This window comes from Arthrobacter sp. ASL1 (assembly GCF_056680475.1).
In genome coordinates, this window is sequence record NZ_CM155284.1 from 516346 (window position 1) to 530737 (window position 14392).

14 protein-coding genes are annotated in these 14392 nt (G+C 68.1%); 1 reads left to right on the forward strand and 13 read right to left on the reverse strand.

Features of this window, described 5'->3' with window-relative positions; translation table 11 throughout:
• Positions 1-4: 4 nt before the first annotated feature.
• The 5 genes from AC1MEQ_RS02420 to rplS form a co-directional block, all read right to left on the reverse strand.
• Positions 5-331 carry a DUF2469 domain-containing protein gene (locus AC1MEQ_RS02420; RefSeq protein ID WP_479793628.1) on the reverse strand — a complete coding sequence of 109 codons (327 nt, stop codon included), beginning with the start codon at positions 329-331 and terminating at the stop codon, positions 5-7.
• Positions 328-1131 (reverse strand): ribonuclease HII, encoded by an 804-nt coding sequence (locus AC1MEQ_RS02425; protein ID WP_479793630.1) that lies wholly within the window; start codon positions 1129-1131, stop codon positions 328-330. The genes AC1MEQ_RS02420 and AC1MEQ_RS02425 overlap by 4 nt, the downstream gene beginning before the upstream one ends.
• 2 nt (positions 1132-1133) lie before the next feature.
• The gene (lepB, locus tag AC1MEQ_RS02430; protein ID WP_479793631.1) at positions 1134-1886 is read right to left on the reverse strand and encodes a signal peptidase I; all 753 of its coding nucleotides are present in this window, start codon (positions 1884-1886) and stop codon (positions 1134-1136) included.
• Positions 1883-2473 carry a signal peptidase I gene (lepB, locus tag AC1MEQ_RS02435; protein WP_479793633.1) on the reverse strand — a complete coding sequence of 197 codons (591 nt, stop codon included), beginning with the start codon at positions 2471-2473 and terminating at the stop codon, positions 1883-1885. Before lepB (AC1MEQ_RS02435) ends, lepB (AC1MEQ_RS02430) begins: the two co-directional genes overlap by 4 nt.
• A 121-nt stretch (positions 2474-2594) precedes the next feature.
• Complete coding sequence (gene rplS, locus AC1MEQ_RS02440) at positions 2595-2951, reverse strand: 50S ribosomal protein L19 (protein ID WP_479793635.1); 357 nt, start codon at positions 2949-2951, stop codon at positions 2595-2597.
• Between the two features lie 338 nt (positions 2952-3289).
• Here rplS and AC1MEQ_RS02445 point away from each other — a divergent pair, with 338 nt between their 5' ends.
• Positions 3290-5656, forward strand: a complete 2367-nt coding sequence (locus AC1MEQ_RS02445) for a cell wall-binding repeat-containing protein (protein ID WP_479793637.1) — start codon at positions 3290-3292, stop codon at positions 5654-5656.
• A gap of 363 nt (positions 5657-6019) precedes the next feature.
• Here the strand turns inward: AC1MEQ_RS02445 and AC1MEQ_RS02450 are convergent, their stop codons facing one another.
• The 8 genes from AC1MEQ_RS02450 to AC1MEQ_RS02485 all read right to left on the reverse strand — a co-directional run bounded on the left by AC1MEQ_RS02450 (position 6020) and on the right by AC1MEQ_RS02485 (position 14389).
• Positions 6020-6367, reverse strand: coding sequence for a hypothetical protein (locus AC1MEQ_RS02450; RefSeq protein WP_479793639.1), 348 nt, complete (start codon positions 6365-6367; stop codon positions 6020-6022).
• A 170-nt stretch (positions 6368-6537) separates the two neighbouring features.
• On the reverse strand, positions 6538-7377 hold the full coding sequence (trmD, locus tag AC1MEQ_RS02455; protein WP_479793641.1) for a tRNA (guanosine(37)-N1)-methyltransferase TrmD: 840 nt from the start codon (positions 7375-7377) through the stop codon (positions 6538-6540).
• A gap of 4 nt (positions 7378-7381) precedes the next feature.
• A complete protein-coding gene (gene rimM / locus AC1MEQ_RS02460; RefSeq protein ID WP_479793642.1) occupies positions 7382-7927 on the reverse strand; it encodes a ribosome maturation factor RimM in 546 nt (181 codons plus the stop codon).
• A gap of 145 nt (positions 7928-8072) precedes the next feature.
• Positions 8073-8315: an RNA-binding protein gene (locus AC1MEQ_RS02465; RefSeq protein WP_479793644.1), complete on the reverse strand. Its 243-nt coding sequence runs from the start codon at positions 8313-8315 to the stop codon at positions 8073-8075.
• A gap of 2 nt (positions 8316-8317) precedes the next feature.
• Positions 8318-8746 carry a 30S ribosomal protein S16 gene (gene rpsP, locus AC1MEQ_RS02470; protein ID WP_479793645.1) on the reverse strand — a complete coding sequence of 143 codons (429 nt, stop codon included), beginning with the start codon at positions 8744-8746 and terminating at the stop codon, positions 8318-8320.
• Positions 8747-8934: 188 nt separating this feature from the next.
• Complete coding sequence (locus tag AC1MEQ_RS02475) at positions 8935-10791, reverse strand: glycosyltransferase (protein ID WP_479793647.1); 1857 nt, start codon at positions 10789-10791, stop codon at positions 8935-8937.
• Positions 10792-10920: 129 nt separating this feature from the next.
• Positions 10921-11805 (reverse strand): VOC family protein, encoded by an 885-nt coding sequence (locus tag AC1MEQ_RS02480; protein WP_479793649.1) that lies wholly within the window; start codon positions 11803-11805, stop codon positions 10921-10923.
• A gap of 100 nt (positions 11806-11905) precedes the next feature.
• Entirely contained in the window at positions 11906-14389 is a 2484-nt protein-coding gene (locus AC1MEQ_RS02485) for a bifunctional lysylphosphatidylglycerol flippase/synthetase MprF (RefSeq protein ID WP_479793651.1), read from the reverse strand.
• Between the last annotated feature and the right edge of the window lie 3 nt (positions 14390-14392).

Consider the following 14392-nt stretch of genomic DNA (forward strand, 5'->3'; position numbering starts at 1 on the left):
GGGCCTAGGCCCCCAGCCCGGCGTCCTTGGGGAGGGTGAGTTCGTCGGTCTTGGCCAGTTCCTCGACGTTGACGTCCTTGAAGGTGATGATCCGGACGTTCTTCACGAAGCGGGCCGAACGGTAGACGTCCCACACCCAGGCGTCCTTGAGGGTGACGTCGAAGTAGACCTCGCCATCGGCCGAGCGCACCTGCAGGTCCACGTCGTTGGCGAGGTAGAAGCGCCGTTCGGTCTCCACGACGTAGCTGAAGAGGGACACGACGTCACGGTATTCGCGGTAGAGCTGCAGCTCCATGTCCGTCTCGTAGTTCTCGAGATCGTCGGCACTCATGGTTCCTGCCTTTCGCGCGGGGCCGGCGCCGCGCCCGTGAGCCGCCAGCTGCGGCGGTGATGGGCGGTGGCACCGTGGTCGGTGATGGCCCGGCGGTGGGCCGCCGTGCCATAGCCCTTGTTGACCGCCCAGCCGTATCGGGGTTCCAGTTCATCATAGGTGGCCATCAGCGCGTCGCGTTCCACCTTGGCCAGCACGGAGGCGGCGGCGACCGACAGGCAGGTCAGATCCCCCTTGATCCGGGTCGTCACCCGGGCGCCGGAGACGTCGAAGGGGTACGACGGCGGTGCTCCGGTCGCGAACAGGTCCTCCTGGGTGGGGGCCGAGAGCCAGTCGAGGTTGCCGTCCAGCAGCACCGCGTGCGGGGCCGCGGTGGCCGCGGCGGCCTCCCAGGCCCGGTTGCCGGCCAGCCGCAGGGCGGTGACCAGGCCGTGCTCGTCGATCTCGGCGGCCGTGGCGTGCCCGACGCCGTACGCGGCGGCCCAGTCGCGGATGACGGGGACCAGTTCCTCGCGCACGGCCGCCTTGAGCAGCTTGGAGTCGCGCACGTCGGCCAGCAGCGCCGCGGCGGCGGGGTCGATGACGACCATGCCCACGGACACCGGTCCGGCCAGGGCGCCGCGGCCTACCTCGTCGCAGCCGGCGACCAGCCACGGTCCGCCATTGCCCAGCTCGCCCGCCAGTTCCAGCGCGCCCGCCAGTTCCAGCTCGGCGGCCAGGGTCGGGGCGAGGGCCGCCGCCGGGACCAGCTTCCGGGCGGGCTTCGTGGCGGGTTTCGTGGTGGCGGTGCGGGTGGGCATGGCTATTTCCCGGTGCCGGCCGGGACGTCGGCGAAGACCTCGTGGTGCCCGGAGATCGTGCCGAAGCGGTCCAGCGGCCAGGCACGCAGCACGGCCTTGCCCTCGACGGAGTCCAGGTCGACGAAACCGCCCTGGATGTCCTGGTGGAAGCGCGAGTCGGCGGAGGCGTTGCGGTGGTCGCCCATGACCCACATCTTGCCGGCCGGCACCGTGACCTTGAAGGACTCGTCCGACGGCGCGGCGCCCGGGTAGAGGTAGGGCTCGTCGAGGGAGACGCCGTTGACCATCAGGTGGCCGTCGGCGTCGCAGCATTCCACGGTGTCCCCGGGCAGGCCGATCAGCCGCTTGACCAGGTGCTGGTCGGCGGTGTCCGGGACCAGGCCGACGAAGGTCAGCACCTCGGTGAGGGGGTTGGTGGGCGCCGGGGCGGTGGCGCCGAGCCAGCCGAGCTCGTCGGAGAAGACCACGACGTCGCCGCGGTGCAGGTCGAACGGGCCCGGGACCAGCAGGTTCACGAAGATCCGGTCGTTGATCTCCAGCGTCTGCTCCATCGACCCGGAGGGGATGTAGAAGGCGCGGAAGAAGAACGTCTTGATGACGAAGGAGAGCACCAGCGCGATGCCGACCACGATGAGGAACTCGCGGACCCAGCCCCAGACCGGGTTCCTCGGGGCGCGCCGGGGGGCACCGGCGTCGTGCCCTGCACGGTCCGCCGCGCCGTCCCCTGCACGGTGTTCCGGGTGGTGCTCGCTCACGGGGTTGCCTTTCCGTCGATGGTGCGCGCCGCGTCGGCGGGCCAGATGATGCGTTCGACCCGCCCGATGACACGGTCCACGGGGATCATGCCGCCGCCGGGGGCGCCGAGCAGGGAGCGGGAGTCGGCCGAGACCGACCGGTGGTCGCCCATGACCCAGATCCTGCCCTCCGGCACGACGGCGGTGAACTCCTGTTCGCTGGGGGCATCCCCGGGGTACAGGTAGGGTTCGGCCAGCGGGACGCCGTTGACCAGCAGCGAACCCTGCGCATCACAACAGCTTATGGTGTCCCCGCCGATGCCGACGGCACGTTTGACGAACACCGTGTCGTCGCCGCTGATCCGCAGGGCACGCAGCAGCGTGTCGACCGGGTTGGCGGACTGGTAGGGCAGCAGCGAACCGCGCCCGTCGAAGACGACGACGTCGCCACGGGCGATCTCGTGGCCGCGGTAGGCGGTGCGGTTGACCAGCAGGCCCTCGCCGGGTTCGAGCGTGGGCTGCATGGAGTCGGAGCCGATGTAGTAGAAGTCCACCAGGGTCGCGCGCACGATGATCGCGGCGACGGCGGCCAGCAGCAGGGCGCCCACGACAAGGCGCCAGCCCCGAAAACGGGACCGGCGCCTTCCCGGGCCGCTCGGCGTGGCCTGCGGGCCCGGTTCACTCGTCACGATCGTGGACGGGACAGGTGCGTCCCGGCGCAATCCGGCTCTACTTGTTGCCGAAGTCGCGCTTTTCCTTGATGCGTGCTGCCTTACCGTGGCGATCACGCATGTAGTACAGCTTGGCGCGACGCACGTCACCGCGGGAGACGACCTCGAGCTTGTCGATGATCGGGGAGTGCACCGGGAAGGTGCGCTCCACGCCGACGCCGAAGGTCACCTTGCGGACCGTGAAGGTCTCGGCGACACCGTGGCCCTGGCGGCCCAAGACGTAGCCCTGGAAGACCTGGACACGCGAGTTCTTGCCTTCAACGATGTTGACGTGCACCTTGAGGGTGTCGCCGGTGCGGAAGGCGGGGATGTCGCTGCGCAGCGAGGCCGCGTTGACGGAATCGAGAATATGCATGTGATGCTTCTCCTTGGGCAGCTGCCACAGGTCACCTGCCTTCGACACGCTCGCAGCGGCCGCGGCACGGGGGCCGCGGAAACCGCTGGAACGGAGTGTGGTGAACCGGTCGGACGCTGGTGCGCCGGCCGGCTGTCTGACTGTTGGCGCGCTCCCCCTGTGGCAGGGGCGCACCCAGTAGACGCAAGAACCCATTTTGCCACATGGACCTGTGTGCGGCGTAATCGCGGGTGGTGCGGTCAAACATCAACATGACGAGTCGAAATTGGTAACCGGGCGGCCGGAGCGGCCGATAGTGTGTAAAACGTCACCCGCTCGTACCCCACGGAGGCTCACCCATGCCGGAACGCCGATCACGCCGACCTCGAGTCGCAGCCCTTGCCCTTGCAGCTTCGCTGGCCATCCCCCTCGCGGGCGCCGGCGCTGCAGGGGCCACACCCCTCGAGGACGGTACATCGGCCATCGCCATCCCGGCGGACCGCACCGCGAAACCGGCACCATCACCGTCGCCCGGGCAGGCGGCCGAGGCGCTGTTGGATTCGGCCCTCAACCCGGCGGACGGCCAGGCAAAGGCGAAGGCCACCGCCCCGCAGGTCGATCCGCAGGCGGCCACGGAAGCCGCCGAGCAGATCCGGACCGAATTGGATGCCGGCGGGAAGCTATCGGCGTCGGAACGCATCGAGCTTTCCGACCAGGCACTGGATGCCGTGGACATCGAAGCGCTGGACGCCCAGCTCGGCCAGGGCCAGCGCCGTGTCGACGAGTCAGGTGACGCTCAGGCCCCCACCGTCGCGGAGCTGGAGACGTTGGCCACCGCCACGGCGGAACTGGCGGACGAGGCACCCGCGTCGGCCACGCCGAGCGCCGAGCCCTCCGGGCCGGCCCGCGACGAGCCGCAGACCGACAATCCGTCAGCTGCGAGCGCGGGCAGCTTCACCGCCGACACTGCGGGCTTCACCACCGGTACGCAGGAGGGTGACGCGGCCACGTTGGCCGGCCTCTCCGTCCCGACCTCGTGGGCGGAGCTCCGGACCTGGCGGCCGCCCGGCGTTCTCGGCGTCGATGTCTCCCACCACCAGGGCGATGTTGACTGGTCCCACGCATGGGGCGAAGGTGCTCGTTTCGCGTACATCAAGGCCACCCAGTCCTGGCCGTCCGGCGTGTATGACGACCCGGAATTTTCGCAGAACTACGCCGGCGCGTACCGGCAGGGGATGATCCGCGGCGCCTACCACTTCGCCATGCCCGCCCATTCGTCCGGGACCACACAGGCCAGGGAATTTTTGGCCAATGGGGGCGGCTGGTCGGCCGACGGCAAGACCCTGCCGCCCCTGCTGGACATCGAGTGGAATCCCTACTCCGCCGATGACTACCCTGCCGGCCAGGGCGACGCGTGCTTCGGCATGACGCCGGCCCGGATGGTGGATTGGATCAAGGATTTTGGTGCCACCATCAAGGCCTCCACCGGGCGGCTTCCGATGATCTACACCGCCCAATCCTGGTGGGACGACTGCACGGGAGATTCGACCGCTTTCAAGTCCTGGCCGCTGCATGTCTCGCGGTTTTCCAGCTCCGACGGCCAGAAGGACCCCTTCGAGCTGCCCGAGGGGTGGACGACGTTCGGCATCTGGCAGTACACCTCCAATGCGGACCTGATCGGCTCCGACAAGAACGTTGACGCAAACGTCTGGAACGGCGATCTGACCTCGTTGCGCGACTTCGCCCGCAACCGGCGTTCCACCCCGTACCAGCTGACCACGGACTACCTTGGCAACGGCGATGTCAGCCCCACCCGATTCGCCCCGGTGCGGCTGTACGGCGCCACCTGGTACGAGACCCCCGTGGCCATCTCGCGCCGGACGTTCCCCTCCACCGCGTCGACCGTCGTCGTGGCGTCGGGTGAGAACTTTCCCGACGCATTGGCCGGTTCCCCGCTCGCAACTCTGAAGAACGCCCCGCTGCTGCTGACCAAGAAGAATTCTTTGCCGTACGCAGTAGCCAAGGAACTGAGGCGCCTGCGCCCCAAGAACATCCTGGTTTTGGGCGGACCATTGGCCGTCAGCAATGCCACGGTGAACACGCTGAAGAACTACGGCCCCGTCCAACGGGTCGCGGGCAGTAACCTCTACGAGACCAGTTCACAGATCGCCGACCACTGGAAGTCCGCGCCGACGGTCTTCTTGGCCACCGGCGAGCGGTTCGAGGATGCCATGTCGCTGGCTGCGGTCGCCGCCGGACGCAGGGCTCCCATGCTCTTGACCAAGCGGTCCTATGTCCCAGCGACTACGCTGAACCAGCTCAAGCGGCTCAAGCCGTCCCGGGTGTATCTGGCGGGCGGGACGCAAGCGATTTCAGATGCCGCGGTGAACCAGGTCCGGCGGGCACTGCCGAACGCAACGGTAAAACGCTATGGTGGAGCCACTCTTTACGAGACCAGCGCCAAGATTGCCCGGGCCTTCTGGTCCCGCGGCTCCCAGCGGCAGTTCATTGCCACTGGCTCCGACTTCCCGGACGGGCTGACAGGGGCTGTGGCCGCAGGCTACAACGGGGCGCCGCTTTTGCTCGCCAAGAAGTCCTGCCTGCCGTCGTCGGTTTCCAATGCCCTGGTTTCCATGGAGGGATGGACCAACGTCCTGTTGGGCGGACCGCTGGTCCTCGATTCAGACGTCGCCTACAAGTATGGCGGCGAACCCAGCGTCTGCTGAAAACGCCGGGGCAACCGCAACCGTGCTCCCCCACGAACCGTGCCAAGCCTTGTGGCTCCGGTTCGTGGGGGAGCATTTCCATGTTCCAGGACGCAGGTGCATGCTCCGCCCGGCGAAAGCGGTGGCACCGCGCTAGGAGGTGCCATCCACCGGCTGGTCGACCGGGTCGACGGTCGGCTTGTCGACGATGCGCCCGTCCTCGATCATGAACCCGGCATGCCAGAGGGCATCGCGGTCGTGCCGGTTCAGGGTCGACGGATCCAGCGCGCGAATCAGGTTCGGGCGGCAGTGCGCTCCAGTTGCCAGGACGTTGAGCGGCGCGGCCGGTGGCGCACGTCCCGTCCGCTATTCCACACCTCGTGCTCAGCCGGCCCGGTGGGTATCCAGGTATTCCCTGGCCGCACTGCGAAGGACCTCGGAGAGTTTACGGCCCTCCCGCTCGGCCTGCTGACGCAGTTCCCGGTCGAGAACCCGGGGTGCGCGAAGATTCCACGTCGGGGATTCTCCCTTCCCCTGCGGGTCCAGCGAGGGGCGCCCGCCGAGGTCGCGGATCTTCTGCCGTTCCGCCTGGGTCTCGGCGGCTTCTTCGAGCAGGGAACGGATCTGCGCGCGGCTTTCGTCGGTGCCGTGCCGGATCTCGGCGTCGTCCCGGATGTCCGGGACGTCCGATTCTGCCCAGGCCATCATGCCTGCATCGTTGGAGTGTGCCATGGCTTCCTACCTTTCATCGAGCAGCGCCAGGAATTTCTTGCCGGCGATCATCACGTGGAAGATGCGAATCCATGCTTGTCCGCGCTGTCGCTCCACGAGATGGCCACACGACTATTGTCTTACTCAACGCAGTTTTGCACTACAGAACGTGGGCCAACGGCGGCACCGCGCTAGGGCGTGGCATCCCCGGGCTTGTCGACGATGCGCCCGTCCTCGATCATGAACCCGGCATGCCAGAGGGTGTCGCGGTCGTGCCGGTTCAAGGTCGCGGGGTCCAGCGCGCGGATCAGGTCCGGGCGCCGTTCGGCAGTGCGCTCCAGCTGCCAGAGCCGGCGGGTGCGGGCGATCTTGCCGTGGTTGCCGTTCAGCAGCACCTCGGGGACCTCGCGGCCGGCCCAGCTGGCGGGCTTGGTGTAGACGGGGTATTCGAGCAGGCCGTCGGAGTGGGATTCCTCGACGAGGGATTCGGGGTTGCCCACGACGCCGGGGACCAGGCGGCCGATGGCCTCGACCATGGCGAGGACGGCGACCTCTCCCCCGTTCAGGACGTAGTCGCCCAGGCTGACCGGGCGGACCTCGTAGTGTTCGGCGGCGAAGTCGTAGACGCGTTCGTCGATCCCCTCGTAGCGGCCGCAGGCGAAGACCAGGTGTTCGCGGGTGGAGAGCTCCTGGGCCATGGCCTGGGTGAAGACATCACCCGCCGGCGAGGGAACCAGCAGCAGGGGCCGGGCACCGTCGTCGTGCCCCGCCGGTGCGGTGTGCGAGGGCGGGGAGTCGCGGTCTACGCCGACGATGGAGCCCAGTGCCTCGGCCCACGGTTCGGGTTTCATGACCATGCCGGCGCCGCCACCGTAGGGGGTGTCGTCCACGGTGTGGTGGCGGTCGTGGGTGTGTTCGCGCAGGTCGTGGATGCGCACGTCGAGCAGTCCCTCGCGCCGGGCCTTGCCGATCAGCGAGATGTCCAGCGCCTGCAGGTACTCGGGGAAGATGGAGACGACGTCGATGCGCATGTGCTCAGGCCTGCTCGTCCCCGGCGGCTTCCCCGTCATCGCCGCGGTTGAGCGTGAACAGCCCGTCGGGCGGGGTGAGCAGGATGTGGCCGGCCTCGGTGTCGACCTCCGGGACGATGGCCTCCACGAACGGGACGAGGACCTCTTCGCCGTCGGTGTCCTCGATGACCAGCAGGTCCTGGGCGGCGTTGGTGCGCAGGCCGGTGACCTTGCCGACGACCGTGTCCCCGATGCGTGCGGTGAGGCCGACGAGCTCGTGCTCGTACCAGCTGTCGTCGTCGTCCTCCTCGAGGTCCTCGGTCTCGACGAAGAGCCGGGCACCGCGGACTGTTTCGGCGGTGTTGCGGTCGGCGAGCTCCTCGAAGGCGACCAGCAGGATCTCCTTGTTCCAGCGCGCACCCTCGACGGTGAGGGCCTTCAGCGGGCCGGCCTCGACGTCGAACACGGTGCCGGGTTCGAAGCGGGCGCCGGGGGCGTCGGTCATCAACTGGACGGTGACCTCCCCGCGGATGCCGTGGGGCTTGCCGATGCGTGCGACCTGGAGGCGCATGGATACTCCTTGGGACGGGGACGTGGGGAGGGTGATGTTCTCCAACGATCCTACGATGGGTTTAACGCGTCCGGCCCCGCACCGGTGAGGGTGCGGGGCCGGGGCTGCCGTGCCATGTGGCGCGGCGGGGACTCTGCGACCTGGCCTAGCGGCGGCGGTCGGTGTCGACGACGTCGACGCGGACCGGTTCGCCGTCCGACAGTGCCGCAACCACGGTGCGCAAGGCGCGGGCGGTGCGGCCCTGGCGGCCGATGACGCGGCCGAGGTCATCGGGATGGACCCGGACCTCGAGCGTGTCTCCTCGGCGGGTGGCCTTCAGTTCCACGGCGACGTCCTCCGGGGAGTCGACGATGCCGCGGACCAGGTGGTCGAGAGCCTCGGCGAGCATGGCTACTCGGCCTCGGTGGCTTCTGCCTTCTCGGCGTCGGCTTCCTCGGCGGGGGCCTCTTCGGCCTTGTCGACCTTCTTGGTGATGGCCTCGGGCAGGATGACCGAGCCGCGGTCGGGGGCCACGTAGGCCTCCTTGTCGGCCTTGGTCCTCAAGGTGCCTTCCTGGCCCTCGATGCCCTTGTACTTCTGCCAGTCGCCCGTGATCTTGAGCAGGGCTGCGACCTGCTCGGTCGGCTGGGCGCCGACGGACAGCCAGTACTGGGCCCGCTCGGACTTGACCTCGATGAACGAGGGCTCCTCGGTGGGGTGGTACTTGCCGATCTCCTCGATGGCACGGCCGTCGCGCTTGGCGCGGGAGTCCATGATGACGATGCGGTAGTACGGGGCGCGCGTCTTGCCGAAGCGCTTGAGTCGAATCTTAACGGCCACTGTAGTGGTCACTCCTGTATCTGGTACTGGGCGAATCCGCGGTTCTGCACCCGTGGGGCGGGCCATACTGCGTGGCTTCTGGGGACACGATGCGCACGCGGAGAGAGGGGCCACGTCGATCGAGTACCGTCCCATTATGCCAGATGGGATCGGGCGGCGCGACCTGCGCCGCGCGGGTGCTGCCCGGTTCAACGAAGGCTGAGGCTACCGTGTCCGGTCATGAAAGGCTCAACATTCAATGCCGGCTTCTGAAGTCCAAGGCGAAGGGCACGGAAGGCCCCATCACACTGCAGCTCCACATAGAAATCCACTGGACTCCCCATCGGGAAGTGACTGCGGGCCTCTGCAGCAACGGTGAATTCCGTTTCACCGTCGTTCCGGCTGACTTCGTCGACCGCCAAACGTTGGACCCGCGCCTTGGCGTGTCGCGCCTGTAGGACAAGACTAATGGACGCCTCTGGCGGGAGATCCGAGCTTCGGACGCTAACCCGAAGACTTCCGTCCGCGCCGAGGGAGAACCCGGCGAGGGCCACCCTCGATGCGTTCAGGCGGCGGCGTACTGTTTGATGCCGTCGCGATCCATCAAGCGCCTCTTGCCATTTGGCGTAGATCGAGTGGCTATCGCTTTCTCTTGCCTCCTCGAACGCTGCACGTGACATTCGGCGGCGGAGCGCCTCATCGGCCAGGAGATTTAGTATCGCGTCCGCCATGGCGTGAACATCATTATCGGGCACCAGCATGCCGGATGTATCCGCATTAATCACGTCACGGGGTCCGAAGTCGACGTCAAAGGCAACCGGGACACAGCCATTGGCCTTCGCTTCAAGCAACGCCAGCGACTGCCCCTCGTACCGACTGCAAAGGAGTGCAACGCTGGCACTCCTCAAACGCTCGGCGACATCGGCCGTATGCCCCACGAAATTGACGCGATCTTCCAATTGGAGTTCGGATACCCGGGCTTCTAGCGTTTGCCGATGAGGGCCATCGCCCACGATGTCCAACTCTGCGGCGGTTCCGCTGTGTGCCACGAGGCCCATGGCCTCGATGGCCTTGTCGACACGCTTGTCCTCCGTCAGCCTTCCGGCGATGACGATCCGGTTAGGTTCGCGCCCTTCCCAAGGTGGCAACTTCCTAGGCCTGGCCACCGGGTTGCCAATGACGGTCACAGGAGCGCTGTCGCTGAAACGTCGTCTGTAGGCGCCGGCTTGGCGATGGGTGAGCATCACGATGCCGTCCCAGTGCCTCCGGTGTTCGATCGCGCCCTTGAGTTCGTTGGCCAAGGGGCCCGTTTGCGCATCGCTCCCCGGCACCACGTGAGTGGTATGAATGACCACGGTCTTCGTCGCCGTCGCATGCTCCCATGCCCACAACATGCCTGCGCAGTGGGCGCTGTCAACGACGACATCGACTTCATGATCGCCAACCAGCTCGGAGAGCCAGTGGCGATACAAAGCGGACGCGCTGGTGAACTCGGCGGCAACCGACCCGGATTGAGCAGAAAAGAGCTGGAGCACTCGCCGGGGCTTGCTCGTGGCGTCGACGGCCGGATACTGGACATCAAGAAGGTACATCGTCCCGTCGGTCCGATAGTATTCGCGACGGTGCAAGTCTCCCGTCGCCACATCCTCGAACACATCACACAGTCTGGTGCCGTCATGATCCCTGAATGTTCGGTCGACAAGGACCCACTGGGCGGGATCCATTGGATCCTGCGATGTCGTGCCGCTAATGCGTGTCGGTTCGTGCTCTGCGTAGAATTCATGGAAATTGATAACCGGAACGTCCGGGCCAAGCCTCCCTTCCAATCGCACGCGTTGAACTCGCGCCCGAAATTGGGGTTGCGGGGCAAAGGTAATGACCGCGCTGGGCCGACCGTCGGCTTTGAAGATCGAGGCGCGGGCGAGACACATGGCCGTCATGCCGCCGAACTGCTCTGGCAGGGACCAGGTGACCATTAGCGCCGGTCGCAGGTTCCGCCTAAACAGGCGTTGCTTCAGGTGCAAGAAGTCCCCGAGCGCACCCGAGGGACCAACTTCCGTGTTCATCGCGTACCCCCGGGGCCCTGTAAGCAATCTATCGGCATGAATTCTAGCCCAATGCCGCGCTCGGCGCAGGCTGACCGCTCTCAGCGGACCCTCCCGGATCTGCGGCTGCACCTCTACAGCTCCGGTGCGTCAGCCGACGGCGATGCGCAGCCGGTTGAGCCAGGGGTCCTGGAAGCGCAGCTCGGATCCGTCGTGGTGGTTTTCGATGCCGGCGAAGCGCAGGCGGTCGGCGACTGCGGTGACGTCGTCGGCACCGGGGACCCGGATGAGGACCTCTCCCAGGCCCAGGGTGTCCTTGCGGGGGCCCGCGCCGCGGCTGTTCCAGACATTCATCGCCATGTGGTGGTGGTAGCCGCCCGCGGAGACGAACAGCGCCTGGCCGTGGAACACCGCGGTCTCGGCGAATCCCAGCGTGTCGACGTAGAAGTCGCGGGCGACGGAGGTGTCGCCGACCTGCAGGTGGACGTGGCCGATCTCGGCGGCCGCGGTGTCCAGCCCGCCGGCGGCCTGTTCGGTGAGGTGGGTGCGCAGGTAGTCGTTCGGGTTCAGGGCCAGCGAATCCATCTCGACGGTCGACCCGTTCCAACGCCACTGGTCGCGCGGGCGGTCGAAGTAGAGCTCGATGCCGTTGCCCTCGGGGTCGGTGAAGTAGAACGCCTCGGAGACCAGGTGGTCGGCGCTGCCGGCGAACTGGCTTTCGGGGTGCTGGGCGGCGGAGGCGACGACGGCGGCCAGCGCGGCCTGGTCCTCGAACAGCAGTGCGGTGTGGAACAGCCCGGCTTCGCCGCGGCCCGGCAGGATCAGTCCGTGGCGGTCCTGCAGGCGCAGCAGCGGCTCGTTGATGCGGCCCAGCACGACGCCGGTGGAATCGTCGGACAACACGTTCAGTCCCAGCGCGGTCCGGTAGTAATCGGTCATCTTGGCCAGGTCGCCGACCTTCAGGGTCAGCATCCCCATGCCCAATCCGTCGGGCAGGAGGTCGGTGGTGCGGGGGGCCGGGGCGGTGGCGGTCATGGGGTGCTCCTTCGAGGGGATCGGCTGGTGGGCTTCTGCATCCATCATCGCACTTTTTACTTTAAACTTCAAGCAAAGAAAAGATCTGGGTTTCCGGTGCTCACGGCCTGCGCGCGAGCAGCGTACGGGCCATCGTCCATCCGGTCCCCCAGCCCACCTCCCCGAGGTATGCCGTCGTGATGGCCGCGGTGATCGCCGGCAGGCTCGATGCATCCGGATACACCATGAACCAGGGCACGAACCGGGGCTGGAACTTCTTCTTGAAGCCCAGCAGCGACTGGAAGCCGTAGACCGGTTCCAAGGTCGCGGCGAGCCAACCGAGGAACCGCTGTTGCGCCCCCGCCCCCTCGTCGCCGGTCTCCGCGGAGGCCAACGGCGCCCCGGACAGGCTGAGAAACGCATACCCCTGGGCCTGCAGCGTCAACGCCGCGGTCCCGATGAGGAACTCCATCGCGGGGCGGAAGCCGTCCTGGCGGCGGCGCATGAAATCCAGCGTCCACCCGGTGATGGCCCCGTCGTCGTACACCGGCAACCACGACGTCACCGCGTGCACCAGTCCCCCGCCATCGACCGCGAGCAGGATCCGGACGTCCGGATCGTCCAGTTCGGCCAGGCCGCCCAAGGTGAATCCGAGTTCGGGGAGTCCCTGTTCGGCGACCCACTCCTCGGAGATCGCCAGGACTTGTTCGCGCCGGCCCAGGGACAGCTGGGCATATGACGTCCAGATGGCGCCAATCCCCTCTTTTTCGGCACGGTTCAGGGCGGTGCGCACGTCCTGGAACCGCTTGCCCCGGAATTCGAGTGCGCCCAGCGGCAGCACGGTCTCCGTCGCGATGCGCAACCGGCTCCAGGAAGCAGACGGCAGCGCATCGGCGACATCCGCGGTCACGCCGTAGAAGCAGGGCAGCCACGCGTGCTCGGCGCAGTGCCGCACGAAGCCGGCAACCGCCGGTTCCAGATCACGGCCCGCAGCGACCGGATTCGAGGTGGTCAAGGCCACGCCGGCGATGACCCGGTAGGCCACGAAGGACCGTCCGTCCGGGGCAAACCAATAGCTGTGCCCGGCCCACGTGGCCATCCAGGACAATGTGCCGCCGGTTCCGGACCGCAGCAGTTCCCGCGCCCGCTGCCGGGCGGCCGCCGTTTCCCCGGCGCCGTGACCCAGGAAGGCCCCCAGCAACCACGCGGCGGTGGCGGTCCAGAAGACGATGCCCAGCCCCTCGAACAGCAGCGTGGTCCCCCCGCCCACCGGAACGAACTCCGGACCCAGATGCAGTGCGTAGACCAGGGGCAGGAACCGTTCCGGAAGGTTTTCGGCGAGGTCACCCGGCGACGGCACGGGGTCGAATCCCCCACGCCACCACCATCCCAGTGCGAGGTAGAGCACCGACAGGCCCGCGCCGAGACCCAGGACGCGGCGCAACAGGAGCTGCCCCGTGCCGGCGGAGGTCCGCAGCCGGAACAGCTTCCGGTGGCCCAGCAGGACGGCGAAGACGGCCAACGGCACCAACAGCGGCAGCACCAGCGCCTTGGCCTGGGCGTAATCGGTGAAGTCATAGGTGCCGAGCCCCTGCAGCAGGTCCGTCCGGGGGAAGCGGGCGGGCAGGACGATGCCGAGCACGTACACCAGGGTCAACGCGGCCAGGGCCCCCTGCGCGATGACGGCACCCCACCACGCCATGCGCAATCCGCGCCGCAGCCCGTCGGCCAGGACCGCCAACAGGATCGAGGGCAGGACCGCGGTGAAGACCGCGCCGAGTCCGGCGCGGTGCTGCAGCTGGGCCGCCGCGCACTGGGTGATCCGGGCCGGGTCCGAGCACATCGCGGCCAGGGAGGCGGGGTCGGTTGGCCCCCAGTCGGTGCCCAGGTACCGCAGGACCGCCAGCGGGCCGACGGCACCGGGGGCGAGCGCCGCGACCACCGGTCCCAGCGCGGCAGCCAGCAGGACGACTGCCACCAGCACCCGCCGTTCGTGCACCGTTGCCGGACCCGCCGGACGGGCAGGGCGGCGCCCCTGCAGCACGGGCCCCATCACGAGTCCCGCCACCACGGCCGCCAGGCGCAGGGCATCGGAGAGCGTTCCGGCATACAGGGCGCCCACGACCACGAGCGCCACCAGGGCAGTGCGCAAACGACGCCGCCACATCACCCGCAGACCGGCGGTGGCGGCGGCCGCGGATCCGCACGCGATGACGGAGACCACGGCCCCGTGGCCGCCCACGATGAGATGTCCGGCAGTGGAGTCGGCGGGGCGGATCCACGCCACGAACCCGATGCCGGCGGCCAGGGCCACCAGCTGGGTGACGACGACGGCGACCGCGAACCGGCCGCTGCCCAGCCGGCGCTCCGCCCAGGCGGCGGCCACCGCCAGCGCCGCAGCGCCGAGCACCAGCGATGGAAGGTGCGTGTCGTTGGGCAGGTACGTGCGCAGGACCACCGCCCAGGGCTCCCCCGAGGGCAGGATCAGCCGCCCCGGGAGGGCCGCGCCGAGGTAGGCCGCGACCAGCACCATGGCCACCGGGATGCGCTGGATCCATCGGGTCCGGGGATGCCGGGTCGACGGCAGGCGTGCGGGAGCGGGCATGGG